The sequence below is a fragment of the Kitasatospora sp. NBC_01302 genome (assembly GCF_035976515.1).
Taxonomy (GTDB): Bacteria; Actinomycetota; Actinomycetes; order Streptomycetales; family Streptomycetaceae; genus Kitasatospora.
This window is the reverse complement of sequence record NZ_CP108404.1, coordinates 3,608,265-3,625,848: the sequence shown is the minus strand read 5'-3', so window position 1 is coordinate 3,625,848 and position 17,584 is coordinate 3,608,265. Positions and strand designations below refer to the sequence as shown.

Here is a 17,584-nt window from a genome sequence, read left to right as displayed (position 1 = left end):
CCGAATCGGCCACCGGCCCCGGGCGGCCCCGGGCGCCGGCCCCCCGTCGGCGCGGCGGGGCAGGTCGCGTCGGTTTGTCATATCTACACTCTCCCTGTCCGATAGGAGAGGATCCGCGCGTGGCCCAGCTGTCCCTGCTCTTCCTGGTGCTGCTCGCCTCCGTGGTCACCATGCCGCTGGGCCGCCGCACCGGCGTTCCGCAGCCGGTGCTGATGACGGTGCTCGGCCTGGTGATGGCGCTGGTCCCGCAGATCCCCAACGTCGCGGTCGACCCCGACCTGATTCTGCCGCTGGTGCTGCCGCCGCTGATCTTCGCGGTGGCCCGGCGCGCCTCGCTCGCCTACTTCCGGGCCAATCTGCGCTCGATCCTGCTGCTGGCCGTCGCCCTGGTGGTGGTCACCACCACCGCGGTCGCCGCGGCCTTCCACCAACTGGCGCCCGCGCTGCCGGTGGCCGCCGCGGTGGCGCTGGGCGCCCTGGTCTCGCCGCCCGACCCGGTGGCCGCGGTGGCGGTGGCCGGCAGCGTCGGCCTGCCCCGGCGGCTGGTGTCGGTCCTGGAGAGCGAGGGGCTGTTCAACGACGTGACCGCGATCGTGGTCTACGCGCTGGCCGTCGAGGCGGTGGTGGACGGCGACTTCTCGGTGCCGCACGCGCTGCTGCGCTTCGTGCTGTCGGCGGTGGTGGCCGTGCTGGTCGGCGGCGTGGTCGGCTGGCTGGCCACGAAGATCGGCTCGCTGCTCGACGACCCCACCCAGCAGGTGGCGCTCAACCTGCTGGTGCCGTTCGCCGCCTACACCCTGGCCGAGGAGATCGAGGGCTCGGGCGTGCTGGCCGTCGTGGTGGTCGGTCTCTACCTGGCCGACCGGGCGGCGGACGCCGCCGACGTCTCCTACCGGCTGGTGGGCGGCGCCTTCTGGGACATCGTGGAGACCCTGATCACCGGTGTCGCCTTCGGCCTGATCGGCCTGGAACTGGCCACCGTGCTCAAGGACGCCGGAGCCGGCTGGCACTCGATGCTCGGTGACGCGGCGCTGGTGATCGCCGTGGTGGTGCTGGTCCGCCTGATCTGGCTGCTGCCGGCCGCCTGGCTCTCCCGACGGCTCAGCCGCGGCGAGGAGGACACCCCGATCAGCTGGCGCGAGACCGTGGTGCTCTGGTGGTCGGGCATGCGCGGGGTGGCCACCGTGGCGCTCGCGCTGGCCATCCCGTTCACCACGCACGGCGGCCACGACTTCCCCGGGCGCGGCCGGATCGTCTTCACGGCGTTCAGCGTGGTGCTCTTCACCCTGCTGGTGCAGGGGCTCTCGCTGCCCTGGCTGGTCCGGCGGCTCGGCATCGACCCGCACCTCGACCTGCGCGAGCAGGAGCAGCGGCGGCTGTGGGGCCGGGCGGCCCACGCGGCGCTGGCGCGGCTGGCCGAACTGGAGGAGGCGGACCAACTGCCGATCGAACTCGTGGAGAAGCTCCGGGAACGCCAGCACGACCGGCTGAAGCGGCTCTGCCCGGAGCAGTACGAGGAGGACGAGGCGGCCGAGGCCCGGCAGCGGGTCTCGCGGCTGCGCAAACTGCGCGAGGTGGAGCAGGAGTTGCTGGCCGCCTCGCGCCGCGAGGTGCTGCTCGCCCGCGGCGAGCCGGGCGCGGACCCGGAGCTGGTCGACCAGGTGCTGCGCGGTCTGGACCTGCGCTCGGACCGGAAATGACGGCACTGCGTCAGGTGCGGGTGGCGTGAGCAGCCCTGACTGTTCCGTAGGCTGTCCCCGACTGACGACATGCGGCGCAGAGACCGAGGAGAAACCGATGGCCGACGGCCGAACCCCCCTGGACCGTACCCCGCAGTGGGCCGCCCTCGGGAAGCACCGGGAGGAGATCGGCGAGCTGCACCTGCGTGAGCTGTTCGCCGCCGACCCCGAGCGCGGCAGCCGCTACACCCTGCAGGTCGGCGACCTGTACCTGGACTACTCCAAGCACCTGGTGACCGACCGGACCCTGGAGCTGCTGCGCGAGCTGGCCGAGGCGATGGACGTGGCGGGCCTGCGGGACGCGATGTTCCGCGGCGAGAAGATCAACGTCACCGAGGACCGCGCCGTGCTGCACACCGCGCTGCGCGCCCCGCGCGGCGCCGTGGTCGAGGTGGACGGCGTCAACGTGGTGCCCGAGGTGCACGCCGTCCTGGACAAGATGGCCGCCTTCTCGGACCGGGTGCGCAGCGGCGCCTGGACCGGCCACACCGGCAAGCGGATCAAGAACGTCGTCAACATCGGCATCGGCGGCTCCGACCTCGGCCCCGCGATGGCCTACGAGGTGCTGCGCTCCTACACCCAGCGCGACCTCACCGTCCGCTTCGTCTCCAACGTCGACGGCGCCGACCTGCACGAGGCGGTGCGCGATCTGGACGCCGCCGAGACGCTCTTCATCGTCGCCTCCAAGACCTTCACCACGATCGAGACGATCACCAACGCCACCTCGGCCCGGGACTGGCTGCTGGGGCAGCTGGGCGCCGGCCAGGAGGCGGTGGCCAAGCACTTCGTGGCACTGTCCACCAACGGCCAGGGCGTGGCCGACTTCGGCATCGACGTCGAGAACATGTTCGAGTTCTGGGACTGGGTCGGTGGCCGCTACTCCTACGACTCGGCGATCGGCCTGTCGCTGATGATCGCGATCGGCCCGGAGCGCTTCCAGGAGATGCTGGACGGCTTCCGCCTGGTCGACGACCACTTCCGCACCGCCCCGGCGGCCGAGAACGTCCCGCTGCTGCTCGGCCTGCTCGGCATCTGGTACGGCCAGTTCTTCGACGCCCAGTCGCACGCGGTGCTGCCGTACTCGCACTACCTCTCCAAGTTCACCGCCTACCTGCAGCAGCTGGACATGGAGTCCAACGGCAAGTCGGTGCAGCGCGACGGCAACCCGGTCGGCTGGACCACCGGCCCGGTCGTCTGGGGCACCCCCGGCACCAACGGCCAGCACGCCTACTACCAGCTGCTGCACCAGGGCACCAAGGTGATCCCGGCCGACCTGATCGGCTTCGCCAAGCCGGTCGCCGACCTGACCCCCGGCCTGGTCGCCCAGCACGACCTGCTGATGGCCAACTTCTTCGCCCAGGCGCAGGCCTTCGCCTTCGGCAAGACCGCCGAGGAGGTCCGCGCCGAGGGCGTGGCCGAGTTCCAGGTCGCGCACCGCACCTTCCGCGGCAACCACCCGACCACGGTCTTCCTCGCCGAGGAGCTGACCCCCTCGGTGCTCGGCCAGCTGATCGCGCTCTACGAGCACAAGGTCTTCGTCCAGGGTGCGATCTGGAACATCGACTCCTTCGACCAGTGGGGCGTGGAGCTCGGCAAGGTGCTCGCCAAGAAGATCGAGCCGGTGCTGCTGACCGGTGAGGGCGGCGACCACCTGGACAGCTCCAGCGCGACCCTGGTCGCCAAGTACCGCACGCTGCGCGGGCGCTGAGCACGGCTCGGAACCAGGCGAAGGGCCCCCGGACAGCCGTCCGGGGGCCCTTCGGCCACCCGGTTGCCACCGGGAGGCAGCAACGGGAAACGCGGGAAACGGCTCCGGGAAACAGGCCGGGAAACAGGCCCAGGAAACGCCGAAGGCCCCTCGCTCTCGCGAGAGGCCTTCGACCGTCTGTGCGCCGCCAGGGACTCGAACCCCGGACCCGCTGATTAAGAGTCAGCTGCTCTAACCAACTGAGCTAGCGGCGCGTGCTGACAGAGAAGACTCTAGCAGCGGCCTCAGGCGGAGCCAAAATCGAATACCGCCAGGGGGGCGCCGTCCGCCGCTGCACCGGCCGGATCGGCGGCCGGCCCGGTCGCCGGATCGGCGGCCCGGCCGGAGGCCTGCCCCGCGGCACCCCGGGCCGCCCGCACGCAGGCCCAGAGCAGCACGCCGGCGCTCGGCAGCCAGGGCTCCCGGGCGTCCGGGGCGACGATCCAGCGCCCCGCCGCCGCCGGTGCGACCGACGGCTCCGCCGCCCGCCGCACCGGCGGCACGGTGACCGCGTCCCCGAGCCCGTGGCAGAGCAGCGGCGGAACGTCCCGGGCCCACTCCTCCCAGGCGAGCAGCGTGCGCAGCCGGGGGGCGGCACCGGGCTGGACGAACAGCAGGGTGCGCCCCCGGTGCTCGGCCACCGGTCCACAGCCCGGCCCCGAGGACCACAGTTCGTCCAGCACCCGGCGGCCGAACAGCGCCGGCAGGCTGATCACGTCGAAGGCCCGGCCGCAGGGCAGCACGGTCGGCGCCCAGGGCCGGGCCTCCCACAGCGCCCGCAGGCTGCGCGGGTACTGGCTGGCCGAGGCCAGCCAGGCCTCGCCTGCCGGGGTGAGGTGCGCCACGGACCGCTCTGATTGCTCCGTCCAGATATCCACGCGCAGCAGGGTGCGCCGACTCGCGCCGGGGCCGCAACGAAAGCCGGATTCGCCGGACAGGGCCGGGGCGGTCGGCGTAGGCTTCCCTCCCGCATATGCCAGCGGCCCGGTGGGGGCCGCTGCCCGAGCCGGTGTCCGACCCGGTGCTCAGGCCCGTGCTCAGGCCGGTGCGTGCGGGCCGCGCGGGGCTCCCGGCGGTGCTCAGTCCTCGTCGGGCCGACGCGGGCGCAGCAGACCGCGGCCGTACTCGACCATCCGGGCCGCGTAGTCCGCCGTCCAGTCCGCCCGGGCCGCCACCTCGGCGGGCGTCAGGGCGTCGAACCGGCGCGGATCGGCCAGCTGGGCGGCGGCGATGGCCTGGAAGTCAGTGGCCCGCTCGGCCGCCGCCCGGAATGCGAGCGCCAACTCGGTCGACCGGCGCAGCAGTTCCGCCGGGTCCTCGATGCTCTCCAACTGGAAGAACCGCTCCGGTTCGGCGACCAGGGCATCGGGCTCGAAGAGCAGCGGAGCCGGCCGCAGGCGGCGCGGCGGGTCTTGGCGATCGGGCATGCGAGGGCACCTTTGATGACGGGGACCGGCAGCATCGCCGGTCGGCGAGTGGCCGTCGTCCGTTCGGCCGTCGTCCATTGTCGCTCGTGCCCCACCCCGGACGGAACGGTGCCAAGACGGGCGCTCCCGCGGATACCGCGCCGGGGGGCGCGTGACCGGCCCGTTCGTACCGGTCCGACCGGTCCTACAGTCGCACCCGGTGCTCGCCCAGGTGCTGGAGCACCTGGTAGTTGGCCTCCCAGCCATCGGGGAAGTGGGCCCCGACCCGCTCCAGCAGCGGGATCATCCGGCTGCCGATCTGCTCGTCCCAGCCGGGCGGGACGCGCAGCGCGCTGCCCAGTTGCACCGGCTCGGTGGCCGGATGCTCGTCCAGCAGCTCGGGGATCCCGGCCCTGGCCACCACGATGCAGGCGTGCCGGTGGCGCGAGGCCAGCACGCAGAGCCGGCCGGTCTCCAGGTGGAAGGCGGTGGCGTCCGGGCGGCCGGAGAGCGGGTGCAGCACCACCGTCACGTCGTACTCGCGCCCCTGCAACCGGTTGGCGGTGTCCACGGTCACGGCCGGGCCGACCACCGGGTCCACCGGGACGCCGAGCCCGGTGAGCGCGGCCCGCACGGCTGCCGCCTGGTCGCGGTGCGCGGTGCCGACCGCGATCCGCCCGGGGGTCAGCGTGGTCCGGCCCTGCTCCGAGCTGGCCGTGAGGCCCCGGTCCAGCAGCCGGCGCACGGTGGCCGCGACCGCCGCCACCGCCTGCGGATCGGTGCGCACGGTGCGCCGGGCGGGCAGTTCGAGCAGCGCCCAGCCGTGTTCGACGGCCTCGTCGATCGCCGCGTCCACCGGGCCGCCGTCGGCCCGCTCGCGCGGGACCAGCAGCCGGTCACCGGGCCCGGTTCCCGAACGGAACGGCGTGTACGGGTAGAACGCCTGCGAGATCAGCGGCGCCGCCGAGGCCGGCAGCCGCCAGGAGACCGGCAGCCGGTGCGGCACGATGGCCGGGTTGTGTGCGAGCAGGGTGACCACCGCGCTGCTGGAGGGGTCGTAGGAGAGCCCCGTCCACTGCTCGGTGCCGACCACCGTGAACGGGTCGAGCTGCCCGGGGTCGCCGACGAACAGCGCCCGCTCGAAGAGCCGGGCGACGGCCAGCAGCGCGTCCGAGCGCATCTGGTACGCCTCGTCCACGATCGCGTGCCGCCAGGGCTCGACGTCCTTGACCCACTGCCACTTGGCGGCGGTGGAGACCACCACGTCCAGCTCCAGCAGGTCGCCCGGCTTGCTGCTCGCCGTCACGTTCGGGTGCCGCAGCGCCTCGGCCGCCGGGTGGGCGTCCCCGCTGTGCAGGCGGCCCACCGTCAGCTCGGGGCCCTTGGCGGCCAGCCGGTCGACCAGGTCGTCGACCTGACTGTTCGTCTGGGCCACGATCATCAGCCGCTCACCGGCCGCGACCAGCTCCCGGGCCGCCTTGACCACGAGTGTCGACTTGCCGGCGCCGGGGGGTGAGTCGACCACCACGCCGCGCGGTGCGCCGGGGGCGGGTCGGACGGTGGCCGCCAGGATCGCCGCGACGGCGGCGTCGGCCGCCGCGGACGGGTCGGCAGCGGCGGTCGCACCGGTGGCGGCGGTCGGGTCGGCGGGGCCGGGCGTCAGAAGGCTCACAGTGCTGCTCATGCCCATTCCTCCACTCCGGAAGTCGAACTCCGGGCGGCCGACGGCGGACCGCCGTGTGTCCACGGAGTGTCGGCCGGCTCGGGCAGCGGGGCGGACTGGCGCGGGGTCAGCTCGAAGAGGGTGAACACCACGGTCTGACCGGGCTCGGGCAGACTGCCGGGCTCGGGCTCCTTGCGGCGCCCCATCCCGGTCAGCACCCGCAGCGTGACCAGCCCCGCCGCCGGGTCGAACGCCACCACCTCGGCCTTCTGCGCGGTGGGTGCCGAGGCGCGGTGCACCTCCCGGCCCGGATCGGCGTGCGGCTGGTCGGCGGTGCGCAGCACCAGCAGCGGACGCGGCTTGGGGGAGCGACCGCTGGTGTCGTACTCCGGCACCACCTCGACCACCACCGCGCTGAACGCCTCGCCCGAGAGCCGCCGTTCGGCCATCGCCAGTGGATCGTCCAGCGCCTCCTGCACCTCGACCCGGACCTGCTCGCGCTCGCGCTGGGCGAGCTTGCGGGCCGCCGTCACCGCGTCGTCCACCCGCGGCTGGGGCGGCTCACCGGCCGCCAGGCGGTCCCGGTGACCGGTGTAGGACCAGCGGTCCCCCTCCCAGCGCTCACCGACGTGCCCGCCCGGCGGCAGCCCGCGCAGCAGGTCGAGCCCGCGCCAGACGTCCTCCCAGGTGGGCAGCAGCACCCCGAGCAGCAGTCGGCGCAGCTCAGCGACGCTCTCCCGCACCGCAGCCTCGGCCTCCCGCACCCGCGCCCCCTCGCCGCCCAGGACCGTTCCCCCCGCTACGTCCCCTGCTACGTCCTCGGCCGCGGCTCCGGCCGCAGCCTGACGGCCGCGGGCCTGGCGCAGCGCGGCCAGCGCCGCGTCATGGCGGGTGATCGCCGGGGCCAGCAGCTTCTCGTCGAAGCGCGGGTCGGTGGCCGGTCCGGCCGGCGGGTGCAGCAGCTGGCCGCGCCCGTCCCGGGCGGTCTCGGCCAGCTCGGCCTGCTCCGCGCCGGTGGTCCCGGGCGGCGGGCTGTGCCAGGCCAGCTGGGCGGCCAGCTGCTGGTCCTCCAGCAGGCTCTGGCCGGTCGCCCAGTGCCGGGCCAGCAGCCCGGTCATCGGCAGCAGCAGGCTGGCCCCGGGCACCTGGGCGCGCTCGGTGAGGTGGGTGAGCCAGCGGCCCAGCAGCGGCACCCGGGCCGGTGCGGGGTAGGGGCCCGGATCGGGCTCCTCCGCCGTGCGGCGGAACCGGGTGGCCCGCCCGAGCAGCGCCAGGTGCCGCACCGAGCCGGCGTTGGGCACGATCAGCTGCGGCGCGTCGGCGCACAGCTCGCGGGTGACCGGGGTCTTCTCGCCGGTGGCGGGGTCCTTCTCGGAGCCCTCGATCAGCTCGACGGTTCCGGCGTAGGACTCCAGGTAGGGCAGCAACTCGTCGGCCAGGGCGGCCAGGAACTCCGCGCGACCGTCCCGGTTGAGCGGCTGCGGCACGAAGTGCAGCCGCGGCTCGGCGCGGTCGGTGCCGAGCAGCACGGCCAGCGGCGCGCCGTCCTCCGCCGCGGTGGCGAGCGGGATCAGCACCATCGGTGAGTCCGAGAGGTGCCGGTGCCGCACGGTGGCCAGCGGCTCGGCGTGCCCGCTGCGGATCGCCTCCAGCCGGGCGAGCGTGCTCAGCAGGCTCACCCGGACGCCGCCGCCGGCCCGACCGCTACCGGCTCGACCGCCACCGGCCATCCATCGGTGACCAGCGCGGGCCCGCCCAGCGCCTCGGCGCGCAACGCGGCGGCGTACCGCAGCCGCTCGGCCGCCTCGTCACCGTCGCCGCCCACCGCACCGCCTCCGTCGCCGCCCGCGCTCTCCCGACGCGCTGCCGCCGCCCCCGGGCAGGCCGCCGCCAGCACGCCGTCCACCGTGCGCAGGTCGCCGAGGTCGGCCCGCACCCCGCGCCCCAGTTGCTCGACCGCGCCCGCCGCCCGCGCCTGCGCCCGGCAGTGGAACCCCAACTCGCAGGCCGACAGGCACTCCGGACCGTAGGCGGCCGGCACGGAGTCCACCGCCGTCGCCAGTTCGGCCACCGGCCGGGTCGGCCGGCCCGCGTCGTCCGGCGCGAGGTCGAAGGTGGTCCCGGGCGGCAGGGTGTCCAGCAACTCCTCGATCCGGGTCATCCGGGCCAGCTGGCGCCGGGTGGTGGCCACCTCGCGCCGGACGTCGATCGCGGCGGCCACCGGCGTCTGTCCGAAGTCCTTGGGGCAGACCAGCAGCACCACGGGCTCCGGGGCACCGGGCAGGGCCGGGGCCGGCGGCTCGGGGAAGGCGGGCCGGTGCCGCTCGTCGTGCCCGGCCGCCGCCAGCAGCGCCAGGACGTAGACCGCGGCCTGCCGGGTGGCCGCGCCGACCTTCGCGGGGTCGGCCGAACCGTCCAGCACCGGGAAGGACTTGATCTCGACCACGGTGCACCGCCCGCCGTGCACCAGGACCGCGTCCGGCTCCAGGTAGGCGGGTGCGCCGGCCACGGTGAGCCGAAGCAGCGGGTGGTCGAGCAGCGTCCAGCACCCCGGGTCCGCCAGCGAGGCGGCGACCGCCGCGGCCAGTGCCTCGGCGGTGCGCGCCGCCCGCACCGCCGGACCGGAACGGGGCAGCAGGTCCGGGGTGTCCAGCCGGGTGCCGTCGTCGGCCGGCAGGCCGAGGTGCCGGCGCAGCGGCTCCAGCAGCGCCGCACAGCCGTCGGCCTTCAGCCGGGCCTCGAAGACCGTGCCGCGGGCGATCGCGAAGGGTGAGCGGCCGAAGGGAGCGGGCCGGCCGAGCCGGCCCGCCACGGCGCCCTTGTCCACCCCGGCGGCGTCCAGCAGGGCCCGGCGCCGGCAGCCGGGATTGGCCGCCAGCGCGGCCAGCGCCCGGGCGTCCAGGCCGCGCTGCCCGGCGGCGCCGCGCAGGACCGAGAGCCGCGGACCGTGATCGGTGAGCGAGACGTTCATGGTGCTCGCCAGTCTCGCACCCGGCACCGACAACCCGGGCAGCACCCCGCCGGACCTCGCGCAGTGCCCGGGGCCGCCCCGGCAGGGGTGTACCGATCGGTAACCGACGGGTAGGGAATCATGGCAGTGCACCGACCGCTTCACCGCACCTAGTCCTCAGGAGTCCGCGATGCCCGCTCGACTGATCCTTGTCCGCCACGGTGAGACCGCCTGGTCGGCGAGCGGCCAGCACACCGGTCGGACCGACATCCCGCTGACCGAGGAGGGCCGGCAGATGGCCCGTGCCGTCGGTGCCCGGCTGCACCGCGCGCCGTGGTCCGGCCTGCCGGAGGCCGACGTCTACACCAGCCCGCTCTCCCGCGCCCGGGAGACCTGCGAGCTGGCCGGCTTCGGCGACCGCGCGGTGGACCGGCCCGAGCTGCTCGAGTGGGACTACGGCGCCTACGAGGGCCGCACCGGTGCCGAGATCCGCGAGCACGACCACCCCGGCTGGCTGATCTGGCGCGACGGCGTGCCGCAGGGCGAGAAGCTGGCGGAGGTCGGCGCCCGGGCCGACGCCTTCCTCGCCGGGATCGAGGAGGACCACGGCACCCCGCACCCCGAGACCACCACGATGCACGCCGCCGACCGCGACGTGATCGTCTTCGCCCACGGCCACCTGCTGCGGGTCCTGGCCGCCCGCTGGCTGGGCCAGGCACCGGAGTTCGGCCAGCGGCTCAAGCTCGGCACGGCGGCGCTCTCGGTGCTCTCCTGGGAGTACGGCCTGCCCGCCGTCGAGATCTGGAACGACCACAGCCACCTGGACACGCCGACCGCCTGAGGTCGGGCCGGGCCGCCGGATCAGGCCGCAGCGCGGTCGAAGCCGGCCAGGAACACCCCGACCTCGCGCACCCCCCGGAAGGGGCGCAGCCGCTCGGCCGTGTCCGCGAGCATGCCGCGGATCCGCGCCGAGCGGACGTCGCCAAGCAGGGCGACCGCCGCGCTGCCGTGCCCGGCGGCGCCGGCCAGGTCGCCGCGGCCGAGCCGGTCATGGGCCAACTCGGCGGTGTACAGGGCCCGGTTGCGCACGAAGTGCGGCTCCTGGAGCGCTATCGCCAGCCCGGCCCGCTCGCTGGCCAGGTCCCACTCGCCCAGTGCCGACCAGCACTGCGCCTCCAGGCCGGCGATCTCGGCCTCGCCGTAGAAGGACATCCACTCCGGGTCGGACTCGCTCTCGCCGCGTTCGAAGAGCGTGTACGCCCGGGCCAGCGCCCGCTCGCAGGCACTCCGGTCGCGCAGCAGCGCCCAGCCGCCCGCCTCGCGCATCACCAGCAGCGAGAGCAGGCGCTCGGAGTCCAGGTGGCGGGCGGCGCTCTGGCCGGCCTGGGCGGCCCGCAGCGCCTCGCGCGGGCGCCCCGCGTCCCGGGCCAGGAAGGCGCTGTTGCAGAAGACATGGGCCTCCAGCGCCGAGTCGTTCGCCATCCGCGCGGTGGCCAGCGCCTCGGCGTAGAACGAGCGGGCATCGGCCAGCCGTTGTGAGTCGTGCGCCAACCAGCCCACCGAGATGGCCAGTTCGCCGGCCGTCGACTGCAACCGCCGCTCGGTGGCGAGGGTGTAGTCGCCCTCGTTGAGCAGCACGTACGCCTGCCGCAGCGACTGCCCGGCCCGCTCGAACAGGGTGTCGCCGCCACGCACGTCATCGGCCAACCGGATCTCCCGGACGGCCTCTTCGACGATCTGGACGTCGGCTCCGCCGACCTTGCGCGGTGCGGGCAGCGGCGGCAGCGGCGGCAGGCCGGGCAGCGGCAGCGCGGCGGGTGCGGCGGCGGCCGCGCGGGCCGGCGCATCGAGGCCGAGCACGGTGGCCAGGGCGGTCGGACCGCCACTCAGGAACGTACGGCGACGCACGTCGTCGTTCTCCTCGTCGGGATGGTGCGGGGAGAGCCGCAGGGCGGCCGGCCGGGCCGGCACGACCCCGCCGGCCGGGCGACCGCGGACGGCCGTCCTGGGGGAGAAGCCGAGGTCCTGCAGCGAACGGTCCGGCCACATATGGCGGAACACCCGCTCGTACGCGTAGTTGGGACAGCGGATCGCGCCGGCCTCGACCCGGCCGATGTACCGGGCGTCGCACGACACGTGCTCGCCGATCTCCCGCGCGGCGCGGCGGATCGCGGTGGCGAACTCGGCGGGGGAGAGGTCGCCGCGCAGCTCGCGCATCGCGGTGTTGGGCGTCGGCGCGTGGGTGGTCGTGGTCGTGGTCGCGGGACCGGTCACAGGTGCGGGCGCGGCGATTGTGGGGGCCATGGTGCGCTCCGGGGCGAGACGGTGCTAGCCGTACGGTCGGCGCCCGTCCGGTAACAGGGCGGGCGGCTGAGCCTCGATGGACCGAAGCGGCCCGGTGAGGCACAGCTCGACAGTACCGGCTGTCATCAGGTGATCACGATGGGTTTCCGGGAAAATAACCACTATTCAGTGGCAAATCCGACATATCTCAAGGGTTCTGCCATGAAATGCCATGGCTTGCTGTAGGAAGCCCCGTGGCTAATCCGGGCTCGGTTCCGTTGTGTTGATATCGGGCGGCCGGTGGGGACGGTCTCCCGACGCACCACCCATCCATCGTTCAGCTTCAGTAGCCATTCATACCATCAGTTCACTTCTCTCACTGACAGTCCCTCAGTCTGTCCTGTACGAGGGGGAGTTCGACGGCGGGCGGTCGAACGTGGGGGAAAGCGGACGTGAGCGGCGAGGAGCGAACCGAACCAGGAGGGCCCACATGATGGTCACCGGGATGCCGCAGTTCCGTACGTTCCTCACCGGGGAGTTGCCACGCCGGCGGGAGGGCGGGCAGCGCTGTGACACGGTCATCGTGCCGCTGCGGCTCGGCCTGGAGACGCTCGACATCCTCAGACTGCGCCGGGCCTGCGGTTCGGTCGCCCAGGGAGCCGGCGGCGCCAGCGTCAGCTTCCTGGTGCCGGCCGGCACCGCCGAGCGCTGGCACCTGCCCGGCACCTGCTGTCTGCCCGGCGCCATGCCGCTGGCCGCCACCGACCCGCGCTGGCTGGTGCCGCCCGCCGGTGCCGAGTCCGCCGTGGCCACCACCGACCCCTGGGTGCTGCGCTCGGCACTCTGCGAGGCCGCCCGCACCCTCACCGCGAGCGGCCTCGGTCCGTTCTGAGCCCGGTCCCCCCGTCCGGGTCCGCTCTCCCCGCAGTCCGGCCCCCGAGCCGTCGCGTCGGCTCCCACCTGCGCGTTCACCCGGCAGCCGGGGGATACTTCGTTCCATGGGACGAGAGCAACGAGCCCCCCGCAGGCGTTCGACCACCCCCGAGGAGCCCGCCGCCACCGGCCCTCGTTCGCACCGCACCGAGTTCGGCCTGGCCGAGCTCCTCCCCGACCGCGACCACCCGCAGGCCTGGTCACTGCTGCTCGACGGCGCCCCGCAGTCGCACGTCGACCTCGCCGACCCGACCCGGCTCGCCTTCGAGTACCAGCGCAGGCTCGGCCACCTCATCGACCTCGCCGCCGCCCCCGGCAAGCCGATCCGGGTGCTGCACCTGGGAGGTGGCGCACTGACCCTGGCCCGCTACACCGCCGCCACCCGCCCGCGCTCGCGGCAGCAGGTCGCGGAGCTGGACACCGCGCTCACCGAGTGGATCCGGGCCGAACTCCCCACCCCGCCCGGCTGGCAGATCAAGGTCCGCGGCGGTGACGCCCGCGCCGTGCTGGAACGCGCCCCCGAGGCCGGCGCCGACCTGGTGATCGCCGACGTCTTCGCCGGTGCCCGGGTGCCCGCCCACTGCACCACGGTGGAGTTCGCCACCCTCGCCGCCCGCGCGCTCGCGCCCGGCGGCTGCTACGCCGTCAACATCGCCGACGGCGGCGCGCTGGCCTTCGCCCGCTGCCAGGTCGCCACCCTCCTCGCGGTCTTCCCCGAGGTGGCGCTGATCGCCGACCCCGCGGTGCTGCGCGGCAAGCGGTTCGGCAACCTGATCCTGGCCGCCTCCCACGCCCCGCTGCCGATCGCGGAGTTGAGCCGCCGCACGGCCGGGGACGCCGCCCTCGCCCGACTGGAGCACGGCCGCGAGCTCGCCGCCTTCACCGGCGGCGCCCCGGTGGCCACGGACGCCTCGGCGGCCCCGTCGCCCGCGCCGCCGCCGGACACCTTCAAGCACGTGGGGCGCTGAGCCGTCCGGCGGCCGGGGAGTCTCAGCAGCCCGGGGCGAGCGGCCGGTGTGTCGCTGGTCGGCGCGTCAGTGGCCGCGCGGCAGTCCGCGGTGCTTGTACATCGCGGCCCCCGTCAGCAGCAGCCCGGCCGCGATCGGCATCAGTACCGCGTCCTGTGAGCCGGTCGCCGCGAGCGGCTCGGCGGACGTGGTGCCACCTTCGGCCGCGGTGCCGCCCGGCGTGCGCGAGCCGCCGCGGCCCGCTGCCCCGGTTCCGGCGCCCCCGCCGGTCGTGTTCGGTCCGCCGACGGAGGCCGAACGTCCGCCGTCCCGTGAGGCGGTGAGCTCCACCGTGTGCGCGGAGGCCGCGAGCCCGGACAGTCCGTCGGCCGTCGGGCTCCCCGCGCGGGCGCCGGTGGAGCCGCCCGCGGCGCCCGCGCTCCGGGCCTGCGCGGCGGTGCTCCAGTCATCCGCCAGGCCCCCCTGGCCCTGGGTCGTCGTTCCGGTGGGCGGCAGTCCACCGCGCGGCAGCGGCAGGCGGGGGAGCGCGCCGCCCCGCCCGGTCACGCCGGTCTGCGCGGCGGACTGCCCGTCCCCCGCGCCCGAGCGCGCGTCCTGCGGCGAGCGGCCCTGCGGCGGCACGGACGGGAGCAGGACGCCCGCGATCGCGAACGCGTCGGGCACCGCCTTCGTCGCCTGCCCGGGCAACGGCAGGTCGCCGGCCCGGATCCGGCTGTGCAGCAGCTGGTTGACGTCCCCGGTCCCGCCGGTCGCGCCGACGGCCGTGCCGGTCGCTGTGCCGGCGGCCTCGCCGAGTCCGGTCGAGCCGAGCACGCCCGATCCGTTCGGCTCGACCGCATCCGCCGCGCCGGGGGCCCGGATCGGCGTCGACCCGTCGGTGAGCCCGGCCGGCGGGGTTCCCGAGCCGCCGCCCGGCGCGCTGCCCGTGGCCGGGTCGTTCGCCGCCGGTCCGTGCGTCGTGCGCCGGGCGGGCGAGGCGGCGGTGTCGCGCGCGCGGGTCGTGGTCGTCCTGAACACCTGGGCCGGTGCCGCGGCGCGAGCGGGCTCGACCGCCCGGACCGGTCCGGCCGGCGGGCCGACGGCCGCGGCGTGCCCGGCGCCGAATCCCAGCCCCAGACCCCAGACCTGTGCCAGCACCGCACCACCGGCCGCCAGGACACGGGCGGGCGAGCGCCGGCTGCTCCGTAACCCGCGCTGTGCTGGCAGGACCGCCGCCGACCGCGAGGCAGACGACGGCTCGGGCGCGGGGAACGGATGATTGGCTCGCACGTGAGGGGAGAACGACCCCACCCGCCGGAAGGTCACGCGGAAGGCTGACGCCATGGACGGCCGAACGCGCCAACGAGGTCGATTTCCAGCCGATCCGGCGTCAAGTCGGCGGGAGGGGGCGCGCGCCGCCGCGGGCGGTCGGCGCGGGGCGCCCGCGGGTCGGCCCCGCGGTGCCCGAGTGCCCTGTGCGGCTCAGGAGTTGGGCCGCAGCGTCCAGAGCACGCTCATCTCGCCGGTCACCGCGCCGTCCGCGCGGGTGATCTCCACCGTGACCGGGAACTCCGGGCGCTGACCCGCGTCCAGCTCCGCGATGATCTCCGCGATCGGGCGCCCCAGCGTCGCGGTCGCGGTCACCTCGCCCTTCGCCAGCTTCTTGTAGGCGATCTGCGCGCTGACCGCGAGCGGCACGGCCCGCGAGAGCTGGTCGCCGAAGGCCGCCAGCACGATGCACCCGCTGGCCGACTCGCCCAGCGTGAACATCGCACCGGCGTGCGGGCCGCCCACGTGGTTGTGGAAGTCCGGCTGGTCCGGCAGGCGCAGCACCGCCCGCTCGGGGGTCGTCTCCAGGTACTCCAGGTTCAGCGTCCGGGCCATCGGGACGGTGGAGGCGAGCAGCTGGCCGATCGTGGGTGTCGTCATGGGCGCTATGTTACTTGCCGGTAGCCTGTCGCGGCAGGGGGGTCCTGCGACTGCTCTCCGCCCGGCCGTCCGGAAAACGACTGAGGGCCTGATCTCCGACTGGAGATCAGGCCCTCAACTGATGGGGTGAGTGACGGGACTCGAACCCGCGGCCACCTGGACCACAACCAGGTGCTCTACCAACTGAGCTACACCCACCATCTGTCTTGCGCGTTCCCGCGCTGACAGGAAGAACTCTACAGGATCCGAGAGGGTGCTCGCGCCAGGGTTTCCGTGCCCGCCCAGGTGGGCGGCGGTGGCCGGCGCCGGAGGTGACCTGGGCCACAACGCCGGCGCCGGGACGGGCGGACGCCGGGGTTCAGTCCGACGGCTGCTGATACTTGGCCGCGATCTCGCGGGCCGCGTCACCGTCCGGGCCGGGCTGCGGGACGAACACCGCCTCGCGGTAGTACCGCAGTTCGGCGATGCTCTCCCGGATGTCCGCCAGCGCCCGGTGACTGCCGCCCTTCGGGGGGCTGTTGTAGTACGCCTTCGGGTACCAGCGGCGGGCCAGCTCCTTGATCGAGGAGACGTCCACGATCCGGTAGTGCAGGTGCCCCTCCAGGGCCGGCATGTCCCGGGAGAGGAACCCGCGGTCGGTGGCCACGGAGTTGCCGCACAGCGGGGTCCGCCCGGCCTCCGGGGCGTGCTGGCGGACGTAGTCGAGCACCATCTGCTCGGCCTCGGCCAGCGTCACCCCGTCCGCGAGCTCGTCGAGCAGGCCGGAGGAGGTGTGCATCTCGCGTACCACCTCCGGCATGGTCACGAGCGCCTCCTGCGGCGGGCGGATCACGACGTCCACGCCCTCGCCGAGGATGTTGAGCTCGGAGTCGGTGACCAGCGCGGCCACCTCGATCAGCGCATCGCGCTCGAGGTCGAGGCCGGTCATTTCACAGTCGATCCATACCAAACGGTCGTTCACATGACTCACCCTACGGTGCAAGCCCACCGCGCGGGCAGCACCAGTACCGCCATCGTTGCCGTTCCCGTTGCCGCACCCGCCGGGCCGGCCGGCGCAGATCCCGGCGCGGGGCCGAGCCCGGAATCCGCGGGCCGGGTCACCGAGCGGCTCCCCGGCTCGGACACCTGCTCAACCGGCCCCCCGCCCGGGCGCCCTGGCAGAGGCCGACGGGACGTCGTGCCCGGCCCCCTCCGGGCCGAGCACCGAACGCCTTCCCGTCCCGGGGGCTCGCCCGGCGGCCGACCGGGCCTTCTCGCGTGCAGCCGCCGGGCGGGTGAGGCCGGGCATCCTGCTCTCAGCCCTCGGCTCTCCGCCCTCAGGTATCCGCCGGGGCACCTCCCTGACCCTTCGGTCGGGAGGTGCCCCGGCGGAGCCGTCCACCGATCCGACGTGAACCGTCGGACAGGCCCTACTCGGCCGCGCTGTCGGCCCCGGTGTCCACCGCGTCCATGGCGTCCATGGCCTCCATGGCATCGGTGAGGTCCCGTCGGGACGGCGTGCCCGCCGACGGCTGGGCCCGGCGCTGCTCCGACCCACCCGGAGCGGTCTCCCCGGTGAACGCGCCGCCAGGACGGGCCGCCGGGTTCGGCAGGCCGTACCCGGCGCCCCGAGCGGCGGGCCGCTGACTGCCCGACAGCCTGGGGCGGTCCGCGTGATCGGCCGTGCCGCGACCAGCTGTCGGCCGAGTGCCACCGTCGGCCGGCCCTGGACCGCCGGACGCGCCGGTCACCCCGGCCGCCCGACCACCGGGCACGGCCCGGCCGCTCCGCTCTGCCGCAGCCCGCTCTGCCGCAGCCCGCTCAGCCGCAGCCCGCTCGGCTGCGAGCCGGTCCGTGGCCGAGCGGTCCACCTTCGACCGGTCCACTGCCGACCGGTCAGCCGCCGAGCGGTCCACTGCCGGGCGCTCGGTGCGATGCCCGCCGCCGGTGCCCCGAGCGCTCGGCTGCGAGTGGCCGTCCTCCGCCACCGCGTGCTCGACCGGTCGCG

The 17,584-nt window shown here is 74.9% G+C and carries 14 protein-coding genes and 2 tRNA genes; 5 read left to right on the top strand and 11 right to left on the bottom strand.

Translation table 11 applies throughout. The features are described from left to right. The first annotated feature begins 119 nt into the window (after nt 1-119). Both OG294_RS15310 and pgi read left to right on the top strand, forming a co-directional pair. Complete coding sequence (locus tag OG294_RS15310; RefSeq protein ID WP_327067060.1) at nt 120-1,700, top strand: Na+/H+ antiporter; 1,581 nt, start codon at nt 120-122, stop codon at nt 1,698-1,700. Nucleotides 1,701-1,797: 97 nt separating this feature from the next. Beyond that, the gene (pgi, locus tag OG294_RS15305) at nt 1,798-3,447 is read left to right on the top strand and encodes a glucose-6-phosphate isomerase (RefSeq protein WP_327067059.1); all 1,650 of its coding nucleotides are present in this window, start codon (nt 1,798-1,800) and stop codon (nt 3,445-3,447) included. 180 nt (nt 3,448-3,627) lie between these two features. On the opposite strand, the gene OG294_RS15300 is transcribed toward pgi, so the two are convergent. The 6 genes from OG294_RS15300 to OG294_RS15275 all read right to left on the bottom strand — a co-directional run bounded on the left by OG294_RS15300 (nt 3,628) and on the right by OG294_RS15275 (nt 9,526). After that, nucleotides 3,628-3,701: transfer RNA gene (locus OG294_RS15300), tRNA-Lys, on the bottom strand. Between the two features lie 30 nt (nt 3,702-3,731). After that, nucleotides 3,732-4,364 carry a bifunctional DNA primase/polymerase gene (locus OG294_RS15295; RefSeq protein ID WP_327067058.1) on the bottom strand — a complete coding sequence of 211 codons (633 nt, stop codon included), beginning with the start codon at nt 4,362-4,364 and terminating at the stop codon, nt 3,732-3,734. A gap of 201 nt (nt 4,365-4,565) precedes the next feature. Continuing rightward, nucleotides 4,566-4,913: a hypothetical protein gene (locus OG294_RS15290; protein ID WP_327067057.1), complete on the bottom strand. Its 348-nt coding sequence runs from the start codon at nt 4,911-4,913 to the stop codon at nt 4,566-4,568. A 184-nt stretch (nt 4,914-5,097) separates the two neighbouring features. Further along, nucleotides 5,098-6,582 (bottom strand): AAA family ATPase, encoded by a 1,485-nt coding sequence (locus tag OG294_RS15285; protein WP_442789166.1) that lies wholly within the window; start codon nt 6,580-6,582, stop codon nt 5,098-5,100. Continuing rightward, nucleotides 6,573-8,234 (bottom strand): hypothetical protein, encoded by a 1,662-nt coding sequence (locus OG294_RS15280; protein WP_327067055.1) that lies wholly within the window; start codon nt 8,232-8,234, stop codon nt 6,573-6,575. Before OG294_RS15280 ends, OG294_RS15285 begins: the two co-directional genes overlap by 10 nt. Continuing rightward, nucleotides 8,231-9,526, bottom strand: coding sequence for a hypothetical protein (locus tag OG294_RS15275; protein WP_327067054.1), 1,296 nt, complete (start codon nt 9,524-9,526; stop codon nt 8,231-8,233). Before OG294_RS15275 ends, OG294_RS15280 begins: the two co-directional genes overlap by 4 nt. 169 nt (nt 9,527-9,695) lie before the next feature. On the opposite strand from OG294_RS15275, the gene OG294_RS15270 reads away from it, so the two are divergent. Then, entirely contained in the window at nt 9,696-10,346 is a 651-nt protein-coding gene (locus tag OG294_RS15270; protein WP_327067053.1) for a histidine phosphatase family protein, read from the top strand. Nucleotides 10,347-10,366: 20 nt separating this feature from the next. Here OG294_RS15270 and OG294_RS15265 read toward each other — a convergent pair whose 3' ends face one another. Beyond that, nucleotides 10,367-11,809 carry a tetratricopeptide repeat protein gene (locus OG294_RS15265; protein WP_327067052.1) on the bottom strand — a complete coding sequence of 481 codons (1,443 nt, stop codon included), beginning with the start codon at nt 11,807-11,809 and terminating at the stop codon, nt 10,367-10,369. 469 nt (nt 11,810-12,278) lie between these two features. On the opposite strand from OG294_RS15265, the gene OG294_RS15260 reads away from it, so the two are divergent. Together OG294_RS15260 and OG294_RS15255 are read left to right on the top strand one after the other, a co-directional pair. Next, entirely contained in the window at nt 12,279-12,680 is a 402-nt protein-coding gene (locus OG294_RS15260) for a hypothetical protein (protein ID WP_327067051.1), read from the top strand. A 106-nt stretch (nt 12,681-12,786) separates the two neighbouring features. Next, the gene (locus OG294_RS15255; RefSeq protein ID WP_327067050.1) at nt 12,787-13,689 is read left to right on the top strand and encodes a spermidine synthase; all 903 of its coding nucleotides are present in this window, start codon (nt 12,787-12,789) and stop codon (nt 13,687-13,689) included. Between the two features lie 66 nt (nt 13,690-13,755). Here the strand turns inward: OG294_RS15255 and OG294_RS15250 are convergent, their stop codons facing one another. From OG294_RS15250 to orn, 4 genes are all read right to left on the bottom strand, one after another. Beyond that, nucleotides 13,756-14,826: a hypothetical protein gene (locus OG294_RS15250; RefSeq protein WP_327067049.1), complete on the bottom strand. Its 1,071-nt coding sequence runs from the start codon at nt 14,824-14,826 to the stop codon at nt 13,756-13,758. A gap of 324 nt (nt 14,827-15,150) precedes the next feature. After that, nucleotides 15,151-15,597 carry a DUF4442 domain-containing protein gene (locus OG294_RS15245; RefSeq protein WP_327067048.1) on the bottom strand — a complete coding sequence of 149 codons (447 nt, stop codon included), beginning with the start codon at nt 15,595-15,597 and terminating at the stop codon, nt 15,151-15,153. A gap of 122 nt (nt 15,598-15,719) precedes the next feature. Continuing rightward, nucleotides 15,720-15,795: transfer RNA gene (locus tag OG294_RS15240), tRNA-His, on the bottom strand. Nucleotides 15,796-15,955: 160 nt separating this feature from the next. After that, nucleotides 15,956-16,558, bottom strand: coding sequence for an oligoribonuclease (gene orn / locus OG294_RS15235; protein ID WP_327067047.1), 603 nt, complete (start codon nt 16,556-16,558; stop codon nt 15,956-15,958). Nucleotides 16,559-17,584: the final 1,026 nt, after the last annotated feature.